General features: G+C 75.0%; 17 protein-coding genes. 12 read left to right on the top strand and 5 right to left on the bottom strand.

Translation table 11 applies throughout. The features are described from left to right. Positions 1-87: 87 nt before the first annotated feature. Together AC07B0_RS28390 and AC07B0_RS28395 are read right to left on the bottom strand one after the other, a co-directional pair. Entirely contained in the window at positions 88-513 is a 426-nt protein-coding gene (locus AC07B0_RS28390) for a (2Fe-2S) ferredoxin domain-containing protein (RefSeq protein ID WP_356883202.1), read from the bottom strand. A gap of 9 nt (positions 514-522) precedes the next feature. After that, positions 523-1,560, bottom strand: coding sequence for a bile acid:sodium symporter family protein (locus tag AC07B0_RS28395; protein WP_478899179.1), 1,038 nt, complete (start codon positions 1,558-1,560; stop codon positions 523-525). A gap of 178 nt (positions 1,561-1,738) precedes the next feature. Between AC07B0_RS28395 and AC07B0_RS28400 the strand changes: the two genes are divergently transcribed. The 7 genes from AC07B0_RS28400 (at position 1,739) to AC07B0_RS28430 (ending at position 11,202) form a co-directional block, all read left to right on the top strand. Next, positions 1,739-2,590 (top strand): LysR substrate-binding domain-containing protein, encoded by an 852-nt coding sequence (locus AC07B0_RS28400; protein ID WP_356883198.1) that lies wholly within the window; start codon positions 1,739-1,741, stop codon positions 2,588-2,590. A gap of 286 nt (positions 2,591-2,876) precedes the next feature. Further along, a complete protein-coding gene (locus tag AC07B0_RS28405) occupies positions 2,877-4,700 on the top strand; it encodes an AMP-dependent synthetase/ligase (RefSeq protein WP_356883208.1) in 1,824 nt (607 codons plus the stop codon). Positions 4,701-4,867: 167 nt separating this feature from the next. Further along, positions 4,868-6,136 (top strand): ABC transporter substrate-binding protein, encoded by a 1,269-nt coding sequence (locus AC07B0_RS28410; protein ID WP_478899180.1) that lies wholly within the window; start codon positions 4,868-4,870, stop codon positions 6,134-6,136. A 15-nt stretch (positions 6,137-6,151) separates the two neighbouring features. After that, positions 6,152-9,019 (top strand): ABC transporter permease subunit, encoded by a 2,868-nt coding sequence (locus AC07B0_RS28415; protein ID WP_478899181.1) that lies wholly within the window; start codon positions 6,152-6,154, stop codon positions 9,017-9,019. Further along, entirely contained in the window at positions 9,016-9,786 is a 771-nt protein-coding gene (locus AC07B0_RS28420) for an ABC transporter ATP-binding protein (protein WP_356883192.1), read from the top strand. Before AC07B0_RS28415 ends, AC07B0_RS28420 begins: the two co-directional genes overlap by 4 nt. A gap of 131 nt (positions 9,787-9,917) precedes the next feature. Next, entirely contained in the window at positions 9,918-10,766 is an 849-nt protein-coding gene (locus AC07B0_RS28425) for an aldo/keto reductase (protein ID WP_356883190.1), read from the top strand. A 10-nt stretch (positions 10,767-10,776) separates the two neighbouring features. Continuing rightward, positions 10,777-11,202: an RICIN domain-containing protein gene (locus AC07B0_RS28430; protein WP_478899182.1), complete on the top strand. Its 426-nt coding sequence runs from the start codon at positions 10,777-10,779 to the stop codon at positions 11,200-11,202. Between the two features lie 28 nt (positions 11,203-11,230). Here the strand turns inward: AC07B0_RS28430 and AC07B0_RS28435 are convergent, their stop codons facing one another. Both AC07B0_RS28435 and AC07B0_RS28440 read right to left on the bottom strand, forming a co-directional pair. After that, on the bottom strand, positions 11,231-11,965 hold the full coding sequence (locus tag AC07B0_RS28435) for a class I SAM-dependent methyltransferase (protein ID WP_469384605.1): 735 nt from the start codon (positions 11,963-11,965) through the stop codon (positions 11,231-11,233). Between the two features lie 28 nt (positions 11,966-11,993). After that, entirely contained in the window at positions 11,994-12,299 is a 306-nt protein-coding gene (locus AC07B0_RS28440) for a 4a-hydroxytetrahydrobiopterin dehydratase (RefSeq protein ID WP_469384594.1), read from the bottom strand. Positions 12,300-12,445: 146 nt separating this feature from the next. On the opposite strand from AC07B0_RS28440, the gene AC07B0_RS28445 reads away from it, so the two are divergent. After that, positions 12,446-13,237: a helix-turn-helix domain-containing protein gene (locus AC07B0_RS28445; protein ID WP_356883184.1), complete on the top strand. Its 792-nt coding sequence runs from the start codon at positions 12,446-12,448 to the stop codon at positions 13,235-13,237. On the opposite strand, the gene AC07B0_RS28450 is transcribed toward AC07B0_RS28445, so the two are convergent. Continuing rightward, entirely contained in the window at positions 13,223-13,648 is a 426-nt protein-coding gene (locus tag AC07B0_RS28450; protein ID WP_478899183.1) for a hypothetical protein, read from the bottom strand. The genes AC07B0_RS28445 and AC07B0_RS28450 overlap by 15 nt on opposite strands. A 309-nt stretch (positions 13,649-13,957) precedes the next feature. Between AC07B0_RS28450 and AC07B0_RS28455 the strand changes: the two genes are divergently transcribed. The 4 genes from AC07B0_RS28455 to AC07B0_RS28470 all read left to right on the top strand — a co-directional run bounded on the left by AC07B0_RS28455 (position 13,958) and on the right by AC07B0_RS28470 (position 18,407). Then, positions 13,958-15,097, top strand: a complete 1,140-nt coding sequence (locus AC07B0_RS28455) for a hypothetical protein (protein WP_478899184.1) — start codon at positions 13,958-13,960, stop codon at positions 15,095-15,097. Continuing rightward, positions 15,094-15,657, top strand: a complete 564-nt coding sequence (locus AC07B0_RS28460) for a toxin-antitoxin system, toxin component (RefSeq protein ID WP_356883178.1) — start codon at positions 15,094-15,096, stop codon at positions 15,655-15,657. Before AC07B0_RS28455 ends, AC07B0_RS28460 begins: the two co-directional genes overlap by 4 nt. Positions 15,658-15,747: 90 nt before the next feature. Beyond that, positions 15,748-17,202, top strand: coding sequence for an NAD(P)/FAD-dependent oxidoreductase (locus tag AC07B0_RS28465; RefSeq protein ID WP_478899185.1), 1,455 nt, complete (start codon positions 15,748-15,750; stop codon positions 17,200-17,202). Continuing rightward, positions 17,199-18,407 carry an MAB_1171c family putative transporter gene (locus AC07B0_RS28470; protein WP_356883174.1) on the top strand — a complete coding sequence of 403 codons (1,209 nt, stop codon included), beginning with the start codon at positions 17,199-17,201 and terminating at the stop codon, positions 18,405-18,407. Before AC07B0_RS28465 ends, AC07B0_RS28470 begins: the two co-directional genes overlap by 4 nt. Positions 18,408-18,468 lie beyond the last annotated feature (61 nt).

Raw genomic sequence — 18,468 nt, forward strand, 5'->3', positions numbered from 1 at the left:
CGCGTACTGGACGTACTTGGCTTTCGCCCGGTGCGGCGAGAGCGCGTGCCAGGCGTCGCGGGGCAGACGGGAGTTTGACGACAGGCCCTAGCGGCGGCGGCCGCGGCGCGGGGCGGGGGCCGGCTTGGGCTCCGGGGGGTCGATGCGGTGGAGGTCGAGGGTGGCGGGGAGCGGGGTGCTGCCGGGGCCGCCGGACTCGGCCCAGGCGATGATCTCGTCCGTGGCGGTGTCGTCCAGGGCGAAGCCGAACCAGACGGCGCGGGCGCCCCGCCGGCGGTTCTCCGTGGTGGGCTGGACCACGATGACGTTGGCCTGGGCGCAGGGTCCGAGGCAGTCGCTCGTGCGGACGGCGAGGCGGCCCCCGGAGGCGGCGGCGGCCTCGCGCAGCCGGTCGAGCTGGCCGGCGTGGTCGGAGCCCGGGTTCTTGCGGGGGTCGCCGCAGCAGCAGCCCCGGCAGACCACCAGGGTGCAGGGGCGCGGGGCGTGGGCGGCGAGCGGGCGTATCCAGGTCACCGACGCACGTTACCGACCCTGCGGGGCGGGGTGTTGGACGACGCGGGAGACCTCCGCCACATCCCCGGCGGGACCGGTCGCCGGGTCCTGGGCGCGGCGCCGGGCCAGGACCGCGCAGACCATCAGCTGCATCTGGTGGAACAGCATCAGCGGCAGCACGGCGAGGCCGGCCTGGGCCCCGAACAGGACGCTGGCCATGGGCAGTCCGGCCGCGAGGCTCTTCTTCGACCCGGCGAACTGGATGGCGATGCGGTCTTCGCGGCCGAATCCGAGGCGCCCGGCCCCGTACCAGGTGACCTGGAGCATCACGGCGAGGAGTACGGCCTCCACCGCCAGCAGGGCGCCGAGCCGCGGGAGGCTGACCTGGTGCCAGATCCCGGCCGCCACGCCCGCGCTGAAGGCGGCGTAGACGACGAGCAGGATCGAGCCCCGGTCGACGTAGCCGAGCACCCTCTTGTGGCGGACGAGGAACCCGCCGACCCAGCGGCGCAGGAACTGGCCGAGGAGGAAGGGCAGCAGGAGCTGCGCGCCGATCTTGAGGAGGGAGTCCGGGGAGAAGCCGCCGGAGCGGCTGCCGAGGAGGGCGGCGGCGAGCAGGGGGGTGAGGAGGATCCCGGCGAGGCTGGAGAAGGAGCCCGCGCAGATCGCGGCCGGGACGTTGCCCCGGGCGATGGAGGTGAAGGCGATGGAGGACTGCACGGTCGAGGGGACCAGGCAGAGGAAGAGCAGGCCGTTGTACAGGGGCTGGGTCAGGAGGCCGGGCACGAGGCCGCGGGCGGCCAGGCCGAGCAGCGGGAAGAGGGCGAAGGTGCAGGCGAGCACGGTGAGGTGGAGCCGCCAGTGGCGCAGGCCGTCGAGGGCCTCGCGGGTGGAGAGCCGGGCCCCGTAGAGGAAGAAGAGCAGGGCCACGGCGGCACCGGAGGCGGTGTCCGCGACGCCGGCGGCCGGGCCCCGGGCGGGCAGCAGAGCGGCGAGGCCGACGGTGGCGAGCAGGGCCAGTACGTACGGGTCCAGCGGGAGCCGGGCGGGGAAACGGGGGCGGCGCATGTGCGGGGTGCTCGCTCGCTGTCGGGTCGGGTCCGGGCCGGACGCGGCGGGTGCCGCGTTCCCCGGCGGGGCCGGGAAGGGCCCTCTGGCCATGGTGCGGGGCCGGTGCCCATCGGGAAACCCGCACACCGCACTGACTGCCATCGCGGAACGTGATGAACGGGGTTAGCGTGGCCGCATGTACGACCCGGTCCAGCTGCGCACCTTCCTCACCGTGGCCCAGACGCTGAGTTTCACGCAGGCCGCGGCCCGGCTCGGGGTGCGGCAGTCCACGGTCAGCCAGCACGTGCGGCGGCTGGAGGAGGCGACCGGGCGGCCGTTGTTCGTCCGGGACACGCACAGCGTGGCGGTGACGGAGGACGGTGAGGCGCTGCTGGGTTTCGCGCGGACCATCCTGGAGGCGCACGAGCGGGCGTCCGCGTACTTCAGCGGGACGCGGCTGCGCGGGCGGCTGCGGTTCGGGGCGTCGGAGGACTTCGTCCTGACCCGGCTGCCGGAGATCCTGGAGGGGTTCCGGCACGAGCACCCCGAGGTCGACCTGGAACTGTCGGTGGAGCTGTCGGGCACGCTGCACGAGCGGCTGGACGCGGGGCGGCTGGACCTGGTGCTGGCCAAGCGGCGCGGGCCGGGGGACGAGCGCGGCCGGCTGGTGTGGCGGGACCGGATGGTGTGGATCGGGGCGGAGGGGCTGCGGGTGGACCCGGAGCGCCCGGTGCCGTTGATCGTCTTCCCTCCGCCGGGCATCACCAGGGCCCGGGCGCTGGAGGTGCTGGAGCGGGAGGGCCGGGCCTGGCGCATCGCCTGTACGAGCGGCAGCCTGAGCGGGCTCATCGCGGCGGCCCGCGCCGGGCTCGGGGTGATGGCCCACACCCGGGGGCTGATCCCGCCGGGGCTGGCCCGGGTGGGGGGCCTGCCGGAGCTGGGCCCGGTCGAGTTCGCCCTGCTCCGGGGCCGGCGGCCGGCCCCGGCGGCGGAAGCCCTCGCGGCGGCCGTCCTCGCGGGCGGCGACCGCCTGAGCAGACCGGCGTAGGGCCCGGGCGGGGCGTTCGCAGCACGCCCTGAGCCTCCCTTTCGGGTGCCGCGCCGCCCGCGCGGCCCGGGCCCGGCGGGCCGGCCGGCGTTCCCCGGCGGTGGGCGCGCCCGGGGTGGACTCCCGCAGGCCAGGGCCGCGGGGCGGGCCTGACCGGGTCGCGCCGGGCCGGGGGCGGGCGGGGCGCGGTCCGGCCCGTAGGGATCTTGTGGAGGTTTCCGCGGGGGTGCCGGGCGCGGGGCCGGGTGGGGTAGCGTCGCGCAGCCGCAGGGAGAGGAGCGCGATGTTGCGCGAGTTCAGCGTCCCGCCCGTGGTCACGGGCGCGCCGGTCGGCGGTCTGGCCGACGTCGTCTTCGCGTACGCGGGCCAGGACCCGGACCGGGTGGTCCTCGGCCGCAAGTCGGACGGGGTATGGCGTGACGTGACCTCCCGGGAGCTGGCCGGGGAGGTGCTCGCGCTGGCCAAGGGGCTCCTCGCGCAGGGCATCCGCTTCGGGGACCGGGTCGCGCTGATGTCCCGTACGCGGTACGAGTGGACGCTGTTCGACTTCGCGCTTTGGGCGATCGGGGCGCAGCCGGTCCCCGTCTACCCGACGTCTTCGGCGGAGCAGGTGCACTGGATCCTCCAGGACTCGGACTGCGTCGGGTGCCTGGTGGAGGACGAGGACCAGGCGATGACGGTCGGTTCGGTCATCGAGCGGCTGCCGGGGCTGCGGCTGCTGTGGCAGCTCGACGCGGGGGCGGTCGCGGGGCTGGTGGCGGACGGGCGGACGGTGGCCGAGGACGTCGTGCACCGGCACCGGCGGGCCGTGACCCCGGACGCCGTGGCGACGGTCATCTACACGTCCGGGACCACGGGCCGGCCCAAGGGCTGCGTGCTGACCCACGCGAACTTCATGTTCGAGGCCGACACGATGGTGGCCCGCTGGGAGTCGGTCTTCCAGGCGGGGCCTGGTGAGCAGCCGTCGACGCTGCTGTTCCTGCCGCTGGCGCACGTGTTCGGGCGGATGGTGGAGGTGGCGGCCGTGCGGGCGCGGGTGAAGCTGGGGCACGCGCCGGTGCTGGCGGCCGCCCAGTTGCTGCCGGACCTGGCGGCGTTCCGGCCGACCTTCGTGCTGGGGGTTCCGTACGTCTTCGAGAAGGTGTTCGCGGCGGCCCGGCGCAAGGCCGAGGCGGAAGGGCGTACGGGGCCCTTCGACCGGGCGGTGGAGACGGCCGTGCGGTATGCGGAGGCGCGCGAGGAGAAGGCCTTCGGGACGGGTCCGGGGCCCTCGGCGGGGCTGCGGATGGAGCACCAGCTCTTCGAGAAGCTCGTCTACGGGAAGGTCCGCGAGGCCATGGGCGGCCGGGTGCGGCACGCGATGTCGGGCGGTTCGGCGATGTCGCGGAGGCTCGGGCTGTTCTTCGACGGGGCGGGCATCACGGTGTTCGAGGGGTACGGGCTGACGGAGTCCAGCGCGGCGGCCACCGCGAACCCGCCGGGGGCGACGAAGTACGGGACGGTGGGGCCGCCGATCCCGGGCGGTACGGTCCGCATCGCGGAGGACGGGGAGGTGTGGCTGCACGGCGGGCACGTCTTCTCCGGGTACCTGAACGATCCGCGCGGGACGGAGGAGGTGCTGCGCGGCGGGTGGCTGGCGACCGGGGACCTGGGACGGCTCGACCGTGACGGGTACCTGACCATCACCGGGCGGAAGAAGGAGATCCTGGTGACCTCCAACGGCAAGAGCGTCTCGCCGACCGCGCTGGAGGAGCGGGTGCGTTCGCATCCCCTGGTGTCGCAGTGCGTGCTGGTGGGCAACGACCGGCCGTTCATCGCGGCGCTGGTGACCCTGGACATGGAGGGGGTCGCGCACTGGCTGTCGATGCGGGGGCTGCCACAGCGGACGGCCGCGGAGGTGGTGGGCGATCCGGAGCTGGCGACCGAGGTGCGGCGGGCGGTGGTGGCGGCGAACACGCTGGTGTCGCAGGCCGAGGGGATCCGTACGTTCCGGGTGCTGGCCGAGCAGTTCACCGAGGAGCGCGGGCTGCTGACCCCGTCGCTGAAGCTCAAGCGGCGGGCGATCGAGAAGGTGTACGCGCGGGAGGTGGCCGGACTGTACCCGTCGTGACGGGGCGCGGTGGCGGCCCCGCGGCCGGCGCGACGCCCCTGCCTTCCGGCTCCGCACCACCCGGTGACCCTGATCTGACGATCCGTCATTTTACTTGGTCATTGATATTGACGGTGCGTCAGGTCACGCACAGAATGCGTGGATTCCGACCGGAGGGGGATCCACCCATGCCGCGATCCATCCGCGCCCTGGCCGCCGTGGCGGCCGCCCTCGCGCTCGTCTCCGCCTGCAACTCCGCCTCCGACCAGACCAGTCCCGGCAAGCCCGGGGGCGGCGGCGACCGGACCGTGCGCGGTGTGAGCGCCGACTCCATCAAGGTCGGCGGCATCGTTTCGATGACCAGCGCCGGCGGCTACAGCAAGAAGGACACCGACCTCGGGGCGAAGGCCCGCTACCTGCGGGCCAACACCGAAGGCGGCGTCAACGGCCGGAAGATCGACTACATCGGCGCCGAGGACGACGGCCAGGACCCCGCCAAGAACCTCGCCGCCGCCCGCAAGCTCGTCCAGCAGGACAAGGTCTTCGCCGTCTCCCCCATGAGCTCGGTGACCTTCACCGGGGCGGACTTCCTGGAACAGGAACAGGTCCCCACCTTCGGCTGGGGCACCCTGCCGTCCTTCTGCGGGCCCAAGTTCATCTACGGGTTCAACGGCTGCCTGGTCCCCAGCCCGGGCGGCAGCATCAACCAGACCTGGCCCGAGGGCATCGGCAAGGTCCTCGGCGGCAAGCAGGGCAAGTCGGTGGCGATCATCGCGAACGACAGCGACGCCGGGACCTTCGGGATCCGCACCTTCCGGCAGGGCTTCACCAGCGCCGGGTTCACGGTCTCCTACGCCAAGGCCTCCGTACCGGCGTCGGCCGTCCCCAGCGACTGGTCCGCCTACGTCAAGGACATCCTCGGCAGCAACGGCGGCAAGGCCCCCGACGCCGTCGTCTCCGTCATGCAGACCCCCAACAACATCGGCCTGTTCACCGCGCTCAAGCGCGCCGGCTACCAGGGCGTGCTGTCCGACCCGACCGACTACGACCCCGGACTGCTCACCAAGGACGCCACCAAGCAGGCCCTCGACGGGGTGCACGTCCTGCTCCAGTTCGAGCCCTTCGAGTCGGACAACCCGCAGATGGCCCGGTTCAAGGCGGACATCAAGGCGGCCGCGGGCGGACAGGACGTACCTCTCAACATGCACATGCTGACCGGGTACATGTCCGCCGACCTGTTCCTGGCCATCGCGCGGAAGGCCGGGAAGGACCTCACCGTCGCCTCCTTCCAGGCCGCCGCACAGGGCTTCTCCGACACCGGCACCCTCGTCGGCGACCGGGCGGAGCCCGAGGGACAGAAGGACAGCTTCGGCTGCGGGGCGCTCGTCCAGCTGAAGGACGGCAAGTACGAGGTGTCCGTGCCGTTCACCTGCCACGAACCGATCCCCTTCACGTAGGGCCGGGACAGCGGCATGGCAGATCTGCTCGTCTTCGTGCTGAGCGGCCTGGTCTCCGGCGCCCTGTACGCACTGCTGGCCACCGGGCTGGTGCTGTCGTACTCGGCGTCCGGGCTGTTCAACTTCGCGCACGGGGCCACCGCCTACCTGTGCGCGCTCACCTTCTACGAGCTGCACTCCGGTCTGGGCTGGCCGGCCGTCCCCGCCGCCCTGTTGGTGGTGTGCGTCCTCGCGCCCGGCCTCGGATGGGGGCTGGACCGGCTGATGTTCCGGCGGCTCGCCCGGATCGGGGAGACCGCCCAGATCGTGGCGACCATCGGCCTGCTGGTGGCGCTGCCCGCCGCCGGGCTGTGGGCCGTGGAGCTGCTGGCCGACGCGGGCGCGCCGGTCGAGCCCGCCGAGAACCAGTTCGGACTGCCCGGGGTCGGGCCGAGCCCCGCGCGGTCCTGGCAGCTCGCGGACGGCGTCGGCATCGACTCCGACCAGCTGATCACCTGGGTGGTCACGGCGGCGGTGGCCGTCGCCCTGTGGGTGCTGATGCGGCACACCCGGCTGGGCCTGCGGCTGCGGGCCGCCGTCGACAACCGGTCGCTGACCGAGCTGCGCGGGATCAGCGCCGACCGGCTGTCTTCGGTGGCGTGGATGATCGCGTCGGCGCTGGCGGGGCTCGCGGGGGTGCTCGCGACCCCCCTGCTGGGGCTGTCCGCCCACGACTTCACCCTGTTCCTGTTCGTGTCCGCGACCGCCGCCGTCATCGGGCGCTTCGCTTCCGTCCCGCTCGCCTTCGCGGGCGGGCTGGGGCTCGGGGTCCTGCAGAACCTGGTTGCCGGCTACGCCTCGTTCGCCGAGGGGATCACCGGCTTCCGCACGGCGGTGCCCTTCCTGATCCTGTTCGGGGGGCTGCTCGTACTGACCCGGCGGGCGCGGACCGCGGGGACCGCGGCGGTCGACGTACCGTCCCCGGACCATCTCGCGGGCGCGTCCTGGAACCGCCGCTGGGGGGCGTGGGCGGCGGGCGCGGTCCTGCTCGGCGTGGCCTTCTACACCGTCACCACCCCCTTCTGGACCGGGCTGCTCGCGCAGGGCCTGGCCATCGCGCTCGTGTTCATGTCCTTCACCGTGGTCACCGGGCTCGGCGCGATGGTCTCGCTGGCCCAGGCCACCTTCGTCACCGGGGCCGCGCTGGTCGCGGGCCTCCTCATGAGCCGGGGCTGGCCCTTCGTGGCGGCCCTCGCGGTGGGCACCTGCGCGGCGGCCGTGCTCGGGGCGCTGGTCGCGCTGCCCGCGCTGCGCCTCGGCGGGCGCTCCCTCGCGCTGGCGACCCTCGCCCTGGCGTTCCTCGCCGACCAGGTGCTGTTCCAGCTGCGCTGGCTGCGCAACGGGGACTCCGGATGGTCCGTACCCCGACCGGTGATCGGTCCGCTGGACCTGTCCGACGACCGGGCCCTGGGCGTGGCCCTGCTGGTCCTGGTCGCCGCCGTGGCCGCCGCGCTGACCGCGCTGCGCGGGTCGCCGTCGGGGCGCGCGATGCTCGCCGTACGGTCGGCGCCCGCGGCGGCGATGGCGTCCGGGGTGTCCGTCCTGCGCACGAAGCTGATGCTGTTCACGCTGTCGGCCGGGCTGGCCGGCTTCGGGGGCGTCCTGTACGCCTCCTTCAACACCCGCGTCACCGCGACCGACTTCACGGCGATGACGGGGCTGGTGTGGCTCGCGGTCGTGGTGGCGGCGGGGGTGCGCAGGCCGCAGTACGCGGTGGTGGCGGGGCTCGTGTACGCCGTGGCCCCGCGGATCCTGTCGGACTACGTGACGGAGTCGGCGCACCTGCCCGTCATCCTGTTCGGGCTCGCGGGACTGGCCCTGGCCAACGACCCGGACGGGTACTGCGCCGCCCTGCCGGTGCGGTGGGCCCGACGCCGGGCCCTTCCCCTGGCCGGGGGTGACGGCGGGGAGCCCCGCACCGGAGCCGGCGTCCGGGGGTCCACCGCGGAACCCGGTCCCGGTCCCGGCTCCGGCTCCGGGCCGGCCCACTCCGCGCCGCCGCCCGCCGCAGGGCCCCGTACGGAGCCCGCCACCCCGCACCCGGGCGAGGCCTCCGTACCGCCCGCCCGACGACCGGGGCGGGGGCCGGGGCCCGGAGCCGCGGCCCGTGCCGGGGCCGGGGCCGGGGGGCCCGTTGCCCGGGCCGGTGGCGGGGTAGCGCTTGAGTTGCGGGGTGTCGCCGCCGGGTACGACGGGGGGCTCGTGCTGCACGGGGTCGGGCTCGCCGTGCGGCGGGGTGAGATCCTCGCCGTGCTCGGGCCCAACGGGGCCGGGAAGAGCACCGCCTGCCGGGTCGCCGCCGGACTGCTGCCCGTGGCGGCCGGGTCGGTCCTCGTCGCCGGGCGGGACGCCACCCGCGACGGAGCCGTGCTCCGCTCCCGGGCCGGGGTCCTCCTCGCCCCCGAAGGGCGGGGGATCTTCCCCTCGCTCACCATCGAGGAGAACCTGGCCCTCTACCTGCCGGAGGCCACCGCCCGGGCGGCCGTCTACGACCGCTTCCCCCGCCTCGGGGAACGGCGCTCCGTCACGGCCGGCGCCCTGTCGGGCGGGGAACAGCAGATGCTGGCGCTCGCCCCGCTGCTCCAGCGCCCGCCGGACGTGCTGATCGCGGACGAACCGTCGCTCGGGCTCGCGCCGCGCGTCGTGGAGGAGGTGTACGGGGTCCTCACCGAGCTCCGCGACGCCGGGACCGCACTGCTGCTCGTGGAGGAGAAGGCGGCGGAGATCCTGGGCATCGCCGACACCGTGGCCTACCTCTCCCAGGGCCGGGTCTCCTGGTGCGGCCCCCGGGCCGAGGTGGAGGCGGACCGGCTCACCGAGGCCTACCTGGGGATGGCGACATGAGCGGGTACGTACTGGAGGCGAGCGGGATCAGCGTGCGCTTCGGCGGCGTCCGGGCCCTGACGGGCGTGGACCTCGGGGTCCGCGCCGGGGAGGTGTGCGGGCTGATCGGGCCGAACGGGGCGGGCAAGACCACCCTGTTCGACGTGCTGTCCGGGATCCGGCGGCCCGACCGGGGGCGGATCCTGCTCGACGGGGTGGACGTCACCCGCCGCTCCCCCGTCTGGCGGGCCCGGCACGGGATGCGCCGGACGTTCCAGCGGCAGCAGCTGTTCGGGCAGCTGAGCGTGGCCGACAACCTCCTCGTCGCGCAGGAGTGGCGGGGCGGTGGGGGCGGGCTCGCCGCCGACCTGGTGGCGTTCCCGGCACGGCGCCGCCGGGAACGGGAGCGGCGCGAGCGGGGTGAACGGGTGCTCGCCTCCTGCGGGCTCGGGACGCTGGGGGCACGGTACGCCGGCGGGCTGCCCGTCGGCCGGGCCCGGATGGCGGAGCTGGCCCGCGCCGTGGCCGACCCGCCGACGGTGCTGCTGCTCGACGAGCCGGCCTCCGGGATGGCGGCGCCCGAGCGGGAGCAGCTGGCCGGGGTGGTGCGGCGCCTCGCCGAGGAGGAGGGCTGCGCGGTGCTGCTGGTCGAGCACAACGTGGCCTTCGTGATGGACCTGTGCGCACGGGTCGTCGTACTGGACCTGGGAACGGTCCTCGCCGAGGGGACGGCGGCCGAGGTACGGGCGGACCCCCTGGTGCGGGAGGCGTACCTCGGGACGGCGTGACGTGCCACGGCGGCGTCACCCCGGGTGGCGGGAATACGGTGTACGGGGGGCCGGTTGTCGCCCCTCGTACACCGTGGCCCGGCACCGTGGCCCGGGCCACGACCGCACCGACCCGAGGGAATCGACCACACGTGAACCAGGTCCCCACCGTCAAGCTCAACAACGGCACGCTCATGCCCCAGCTCGGCTTCGGCGTCTGGCAGGTCCCGGACTCCGAGGCGGAGCGGACCGTGGGCACCGCGCTGGAGGCCGGCTACCGCAGCATCGACACGGCGGCCGTCTACGGCAACGAGGCCGGTACCGGGCGGGCACTGGCCGCGTCCGGGGTGCCGCGCGCGGAACTGTTCGTCACCACCAAGCTGTGGAACGGGCCCTCGCACGCCTGGGGCCGCGACGAGGTGCTGCGCGCGTTCGAGGACTCGCTCGCCAAGCTGGCCGTCGACCACGTCGACCTGTACCTGATCCACTGGCCGCGCCCGATGCGCGACGACTTCCTCACCATCTGGAAGACCTTCGAGGAGATCGCCGCCGACGGCCGCGCCAAGGCGGTCGGCGTGTCGAACTTCCGTCCGCAGGACCTGGAGCGGCTCGGCGCCGAGAGCTCCCTGGTGCCCGCCGTGAACCAGATCGAGCTGCACCCGCTGTTCCCGCAGGAGGAACTGCGGGCCCTGCACGCCGAGCGCGGCATCGTCACCGAGGCCTGGTCCCCGCTGGGCCAGGGCAAGGAGCTGCTGACGCTGCCCGCGGTCGAGGAGATCGCCGCCCGGCACGGCCGCAGCGCCGCGCAGGTGGTGCTGCGCTGGCACCTCCAGCACGGCAACGTCGTGATCCCGAAGTCCGTGACCCCGGAGCGCATCCGGGAGAACCTGGACGTCTTCGGGTTCGAGCTGGACGCGGCCGACGTCGCGGCGCTGGACGCCCTCGGCGCGAGTGCGGCGGGCCGCCGCATCGGGCCGGACCCGGCCGTCTTCGACGTCTGAGGGCGTCCGCGTGAACCTTCCCGACGGGATCTACCGGATCAGGAACGTGCAGAGCGGGCTGGTGCTCCAGCTGGAGGGCGCCTCCCGGGTGCGGGTCGGCCCCGACGGGCCCCCCGCGCCGACGGCCGCCCGCCGCTGGCGGATCTCCCCCGTGCACAGCGGCGGCGGGATCTTCCACGTGGTGAGCGAGGACAACGAACGGCGCCTCGACGTGGCGAACGCCTCCACCGAGGCCGGCGCCCGGGTGCAGGTGTGGCGCGCCAACGCCTTCGGCGCCCAGGAGTGGCTCGTCGAGGAGCACCTGGACGACCCCGGGGTGGTGTCCCTCGTCGCGTGCGTCAGCGAGCTGCTGCTGGAGGCGGACGGCGAGGGCCGGGCCCGCCAGGGCGAGGACACCGACTCCCCGTCCCAGTGGTGGCGCCTGGAGCCGGTGTAGCCCCGCGGGCCGCCGGAACGCGGGTCCGTCAGGGCCGTACGAAGCTCCGTACCCGGTACGTCGGCTCCGCGCGCGGCTCGTCCGGTGCGGGCAGCGCCTCCAGGGCGGCCGCCAGCTCGGCCGCGCCGATGCCGCGGGGGCTGATCCGGGAGGCGTACCGGCCCGCCAGGAGCGCGGCGGCGCTCTCGCGCGGGCTGCGGCCCTGGCCGTGTCCCGTGAAGCGGGTCTCCCCGGCCGGCCGCAGGCCCGCCCGGGCCGCGCAGGCCTCGACCAGGCCGGAGGCGTCCGCGGGGGCGGCCGTCAGGTGCGGGGCGAGCAGTGCGTCGATGTCGCTGCCGACGTCGTGCGCGGCGTCCTTGTCGACGGTGGTGACGAAGACCCCGCCGGGGCGCAGCACCCGCCCGGCCTCGGCGACGAGGCCGGGCACGGCGCCGGGTTCGCGCAGCAGGTGCAGCAGCCACACGGCGCTCACCGCGTCCAGGGAGCCCGTCCGTACGGGCAGGCCGGTGCCGGAGGCGAGGACTACGGGCACCCCGCGGCGGGCGGCCGTAGCGGCCATCCCGTACGAGGTGTCCGCGCCCAGTACGCGCAGCCCGGGCCGGTCCAGGCGGGCGGTGACGATGCCGGTGCCGCAGCCCAGGTCGAGCAGGGTGCGGGCGGCGGCCGGGACCAGGCCGAGCACCGCCCCGGCGGCGGCTTCGGCGCGCGGGACACCGCCGCGGGTGGCGTCGTACGACGCGGCCTCGGCGTCGTAGTCGAGCAGGCTCCTGGTGTTCGGCACGTGCGGGGGCTCAGCTCGCGCCGTGGGCGGGGGCGAGGGCTTCGACCCGTTCGGCGAGGGCGAAGTCGGTCTCGGTGACGACGTCTCCGGCGTCGTGGCTGTTGACCGCCAGGCGGACCGTGTTGTAGCCGAGGGTGAGGTCGGAGTGGTGGTTCAACTCGTCCTGGACGGCGGCGATGTGCGCGACGAGGGCGCCGGCGGCGATGTGCGTGCGGAGCCGGTAGGTGCGGAGGATCCGGTCGTCCTCGAAGGCCCAGCCCGGGAGTTCCCGCAGGCGGTCCTCGATCTCCTTCTGCGACAGCGGCTGACTCGGCATGCGGCCGGCTCCTTCTCCCGTGGGCGTACGTCCGTGATGAGGAGTCAAGGTTCGCACAGCGGGGGCCGGAGGGGACCGACCGCGCCGTGGTGCGTGCGGGTTGTTCCGGGCCGCCCGCGAGCTCCGGTCTCGGCTACCGTCGGGGCATGACGACGGCGAACGTGGGAGCCCTGCTGCGCACCTGGCGGGAGCGGCGCGGGATCAGTCAGCTGGAGCTGGCGGGGCGCGCCGACTCCTCGTCCCGGCACATCAGCTTCGTGGAGAACGGCCGGTCCCGGCCGAGCGAGGAGATGGTGCTGCGGCTCGCCGACCACCTCGACGTACCGGTGCGCGACCGCAACGCCCTGCTGATGGCGGCCGGTTACGCCCCCCGGTACCCGCACACCCCGCTGGACGCCCCCTCCATGGCGGTGCTCCGCGAGGGCCTGGAGCGGCTGATGAGCGCCTACGAGCCGTACCCGGCGCTGGTGGTGGACGCCGCGTACGACGTCGTCGCCGCCAACCGGGGCGTCATGATGCTGCTCGACGGGATGCCGGACCACCTGCTGGCGCCGCCGCTGAACGCCATGCGGATCACCCTGCACCCGGAGGGCCTCGCCCGGCGGATCCACAACCTGCGGGAATGGCGGGGGCACCTGCTGGCCCAGATGGAGCGGCAGATCGCGCTGGCCCGCTCGTCCGCGCTGCGCGCCCTGTACGAGGAGGTCGCCGCGTACCCGGTGGCGGAGCGGCCGGGGGACCGCGAGCCCCTGGAGGAAGCGGTCCCGTACATCGCCCTGCCGCTGCGGATCGAGCACGACGGGCAGATCCTGTCCTTCGTGTCGTCCATCTCCACCTTCAACACGCCGATGGACGTGACGGTCGCCGAGCTGGCCATCGAGACGCTGCTGCCGGCCGACCCGGCGACGGCCAAGTACCTTCGCTCAGCGGGCTCCTGAGCCCGAGGCGCGCAGCGCCAGCTGCTGGAGCAGGGCGAAGGAGGCGACGGTCAGCGCCTGCGCCGGGATCCACACCGCGCCGGCGGTGGTGGGGTCCAGCCACACGAAGAGCGCGACGAGACTGAGCGCCGCCCAGGCGCAGTTGGTCTCGATCACGCACTTCACGGGGAAGGCGGCCGGGCGGGTCCGGGACGCGAGGTAGCCGACGGCGGCGCCGTACAGGACGAGGAGGACGCCGAGCGCGAACAGGAGCCCGGCGTCGACGCCGAGCAGCCGGCCGAGCGGGGCGGAGAAGGCGGCGTAGGCGAGCCCGTTGCCGCCGGTGACCACGGCGTCGAGCCCGAGGAAGCGGCGCAGTGCGGTCTGCGGGACGGTGGTACGGGCGATGCTGCCGAACAGGGTCGCGGACATGGCGGTGGGCCTCCGTCGGAGTCGTGTGCGCGGGCGGGGGTACCGGGCCCCGGCTGCGAGTGCGCGCCCCCGGAGCCCGATGCCCCCACTGTGCCGCCGCGGCGGGCGGGGGGTCGATTACCTCCCGGGTAACGGCCGCCCGTGGGACGGGGGCGAGGGGGCCTTCGGGGCAAGGGGTGGCGTCCCCACTTTTTTTGAGACCGACCGCAGGGAATGTGGGGGTCGTGCTGGTTCGGGGCGGGGGCGGGGGGCTAGGCTTCACGGAGCCCTGTCACTCGAACGCCCTGTCGACGTACGGAGAGTTACCCGGTGCGAGCCGCCGCCCGATCCGATCTCAGCGCGGCCTGGGACCGCGTCGTGGAACTGGCCCGGCGGTGCGGACGGGACCCCGACGAGGTACTGGCCGTGGAGCGGCTCGGGCACCTGTCCGGGGTCGAACCGGCGCTGATTCCGCAGGTGGTGGCCGGTACGGCCGCCGAAGTCCCCCTGGAACGCCGGGTGCACCAGCGGTTCCTGCGGCTGCGCGCCACCCGCCGCGACAAGCACGGCCGGGAGTGGTCCCTCGCCGCGATCGCCGAGGACTTCGACGCGCCCGGCGCCTCCCTCGGCCCGCTCAACGCCGGCACCGGACTGCCCCGGCTCGGTCACGCGGCGGGCGTGCAGCGCTTCTTCGGGGTGTACGCGGGCTTCCTGCTGGCCGACAGCAAGAGCGCGGTGGAACGGGCCCTGGCCACGGCCGGCCCGGACGGCCCCGCCGCCGCGGACGACCTCGATCACCTCTCGTACCTCAGCGGCCTCACCCCGCAGGCCATACGGCTCACGCTCGACGGGAATCCGCCGCGGCTGCCGCTCAGGGAGCAGGTGCGGCTGCGCTTCGAGCACCTGCGCCGGACCCGGCCGCGCGCCGACGGCCAGCCGCACTCCCTGACGGCCATTGCGGGCTCCTTCGACGCCTCCGGCCAGTCCCTGACCCGGCTGGCGCAGGGCGAGGGGCTGCCCAACCTCGCGGCGGCCGCGGGGATCCAGCGGTTCTACGGCGTGGAGGGCGGCTTCCTGCTGGACGGGGACGCGCAGGCGCTGGCCGGGGTGCTCGGCGGCATCGAGCGGGAACTGCGGGCCGCCGGGGCGGACGGGTCGGACGGGGCGAACCCGATGCTGGCGGTGCTGCGCGCCCACGACGTGCGGAGCATCGTCACGCGCGCGGGGCGGCTCTCGCCGGCGGGCTGGAAGTCCCTGGCCGACTACCTGGACGACCTCCTGGCCCGCGAGGGCCAGCCGGTCCCCCGCCGGGCCGACGCCCCGGGCACGGAGGCGGGCCCGCGCCCCGGGACCGGGCCCGTACCCGGCGCGGGAAGCGATGCGGGAAGCGGTACGGGCAGTGGTGCAGGGGCCGGTGGGGCCGAGGAGGCCGCCGGGGCGGACCGGGACGGCGAGGGGGACGGGGCATGAGGACCACACGGGCCATGCGGAGCCTCGGCGCCCGGTTACTCGCCGACGCGCGCCTCGCCGCGCCCTGCGACGCCGGCCTGATCATCGGCGGGCTCTGCGCCGCCTTCGCACGGCTCCGCGGCGGCCGCCCCGTGGAGTTCCGCTTCGTTCCGTTCCCGGCCGACACGGCGAGCGGGCTCTGGCTGGAGCTGGACGACCGCGACCTCCTCGTCATCGAGGCCCGTACCCGGCCCGAGCACCAGCTCGTCATCGCCTGCCACGAGCTGTGGCACGTGCACGAGGGCACCTGCGACGGCCACGGCCCCGGCATGGCCGTCGCCGCACGCCTCACGTCCCCCCACGGCAGTCTCGCGGAACTGCTGCGTCCGGACGCCCCGCTGGAGCACGTGGTCCGGCAGGCCGCCGCCCGCGCCGACCGGGAGGATCCCGCGGAGATCCGGGCCGAGACCTTCGGCCTGTACCTCGGCATGCTCCTGAAGGCCTTCCTCACTCCCCCCAGGCAGGAGCAGTTCCCGGAGGAGATCGAGCGCATCAACACCTCGCTCGGCTGGGGCCGTTGAGCGCCCCGCACGGCACGCCCGTCCCGGCCGCCTCCGCTTCCTCACCTTCGCCGCCTGCCCTCCGCGCGGCCTGACAGAGAGCACCACACGATGACCCAGTCCACCCCGTCCCGCCACGCCGTCGTCATCGGCGGCAGCCTGGCCGGACTGCTCGCGGCCGCCGTACTCGCCGAGTACGCGACGGTCACGATCATCGACGCCGACGCGCTGCCCGACGGCCCGACGCCACGGCGCGGCCTCCCGCAGGCCCGGCACGTCCACGTCATGTGGTCGGGCGGGGCGCGCGCGGTGGAGGAGATCCTGCCGGGCATCGGCGAGCAGTGGACGGCGGCCGGCGCGATCCGCCGCAGCCTGCCGACGGACCTGGTCACCCTGACCGCGCGGGGGTGGATCCCGCGGTGCGCGGAGAAGCAGTTCAGCATCTCCTGCAGCCGCGACCTGCTCGACTCCGTGGTCCGTGCCCGGGTCACCGCGCTGCCGGGGGTCACCCTCCTCCAGCGCAGCCGGGTGAGGGGCCTGGAGGGCAGCGCCGCGCGGATCACCGGCGTCCGCGTCGACACCCCGGACGGGGAGGGCGTGGTCGTGGAGGCCGATCTCGTCGTCGACGCCGGCGGCCGCGGCTCCCGGGCCCTCGGCTGGCTGGAGGCGGCCGGGGCGGGCCGCATCCGGTACTCCGAGGTCGACTCCGGCCTGGTCTACGCGACCCGCCTGTTCGAGGCGCCCGAGGGGGCGCACGAGCTGGGCTTCCCGATCGTCAACGTCCAGTCCGACCCCCGGGTGCCCGTACCCGGCCGTACGGCGACGATCGTCCCGATCGAGAACGGGCAGTGGCAGGCCACCCTTTCCGGCACCCGCGGCGGCCGGCCCACCAACGACCCCGACGCGTTCGTCCCGTTCGCCAAGGGCGTCCGGCATCCGATCGTCGGGGAGCTCCTCGAAGGCCGCGCGCCGCTGGGCGACGTCGCCGTCACCCAGGGCACCGCCGGCCGGCGGATCCACTACGAGAAGGCGGACCTGCCCGACGGCTTCTTCGCCGTCGGCGACTCGGTGGCCACCTTCAACCCGCTCTACGGGCAGGGCATGACGGTCGCCGCCCAGGGACTGCTCGCCGTACGCGCCCTGCTGCGCAATGGCGGACTCGCCCGGCCCGGCTTCGGGAACGCCGCCCAGCGCGCGCTCGCCCCGCCGGTCGCCACCGCCTGGGAGCTCGCCGCCTCGCAGGACATCAGGTATCCCGGGGCGACCGGTACGCGGCCCCGGCCGGGCGCGGGACTCCTCGACGCGTACGTGAGCCGGCTCGTGACCGGGGCCACCACGCAGGAACCGCTCACCGCGGCGTTCCTTGAGGTCATCACCATGACCAGCCCGCCCACCCACTGGCTGCGGCCCGACATCGTCCGGCGGGTGCTGCGGGCCTCCCCGCGGGGCGCCCTCAAGGCGCCGCCGCTGACCGCCGCCGAGCGCGCCGTCGCCGGGCTCGTCGGAGCCGCCGGAGCGGGCGGGGGGCGCGAGCTGGGGGCGGACCCCGCCGGACGCGCCCGGTGAGGGAGGACTTCGTCCTGTACGTGGCGGGCTCGGTGATGGTCCTGGCCCTGCTGATCAAGGCCCCGGCGCTGCGCCGGAACTGGGACCAGCCGCTGATGCGGGCCGTGTGCGCGCTGCTGGTCGTCGGCTGCCTGCTGACGTTCCTGGCCGCGCCGCCTTCCCTGGCCGCGGTCAACGAGATCACCGGCGTCGTCAACTTCGCCGCCCCGCTCGTGTACAGCGTCCTCACCGCGTTCTCGGGGGCTTCGGTCGTGCTGATCCTGCACTGGGCCGGGGGTCCGCCCGCCGGCGTCCGGCGGGCGACGCGGGTGACGGTGGGGGCGTTCGGCGCCGTGAGCGCGCTGATCGTGACCCTGTTCGTGATCGGGGACGCGCCGGTGGAACGGCTGCGGGACCTGGACACGTACTACGCGAACACGCCCTGGCTGCGCGAGATGATCGTCCTCTACCTGGTGTCGCACACCGTGGGCAGTACGGCGCTGAGCGTGCTGTGCCTCAAGTGGACCCTGCGCGTCGATCCCGCGCTGCGGTCGCTGCGCTCGGGGCTGGCGCTGCTCATGCTCGGCGGGCTCATGGACCTCGGGTACCTCGCGGCGAAGTGGGCCGCGGTGGGCGCCCGCTGGGCCGGGCACGACTGGGACGTCCTGTCCACGTACGTGGCCCCGCCGCTGGCCTCCGCGGCGGCGCTGCTGGTGGGGTCGGGGTTCCTCGTGCCGATGCTCGGCGGGTCGGCGCTGTGGCGGGACTACAGCCAGTACCGGCGGCTGCGCCCGCTGTGGAAGGCGCTGCGCGGGTTCGCCGCCCGCAGCGTGACGACGGTGCCGCTGACCTGGTGGTCGCCGATCGGGATCCGGCTGATCCACCGCGAGTCGGTCATCGACGACGGGCTGCTGGCCCTGGCCGGCTGGTTCGACCCCGGGGTGCGGTCACTCGCGTACGGGGCCGCGCGCGCCCAGGGCCTCGACGAACGGGCCGCCGCCGTCGTGGCGGACGCCGCCATGCTCGCCGCCGCCTGCCGGCACCGGGCGGCCGCCGAGCGGGCGGGCACCGAAGGCCCCCCGGCCGTCTCCGGCCCGGACGGCCCGGACGGCCCGGCCCCCCACGGGCTCGGCGGGCAGCCCCTGGCCCCGCTGGCCCGCGCGTTCCGCACCTCCCCGGTCGTCGCCGCGGCCCGCCGTACGGCTGCGGCAGGCGCTGTCGCCTGAGCGGTGGCCCCGGGCCGCGCGACGCCCCGGACCGAGGGGTCCGGGGCGTCGCGTGCGGAAG

The organism is Streptomyces sp. NPDC044704 (genome assembly GCF_056433525.1).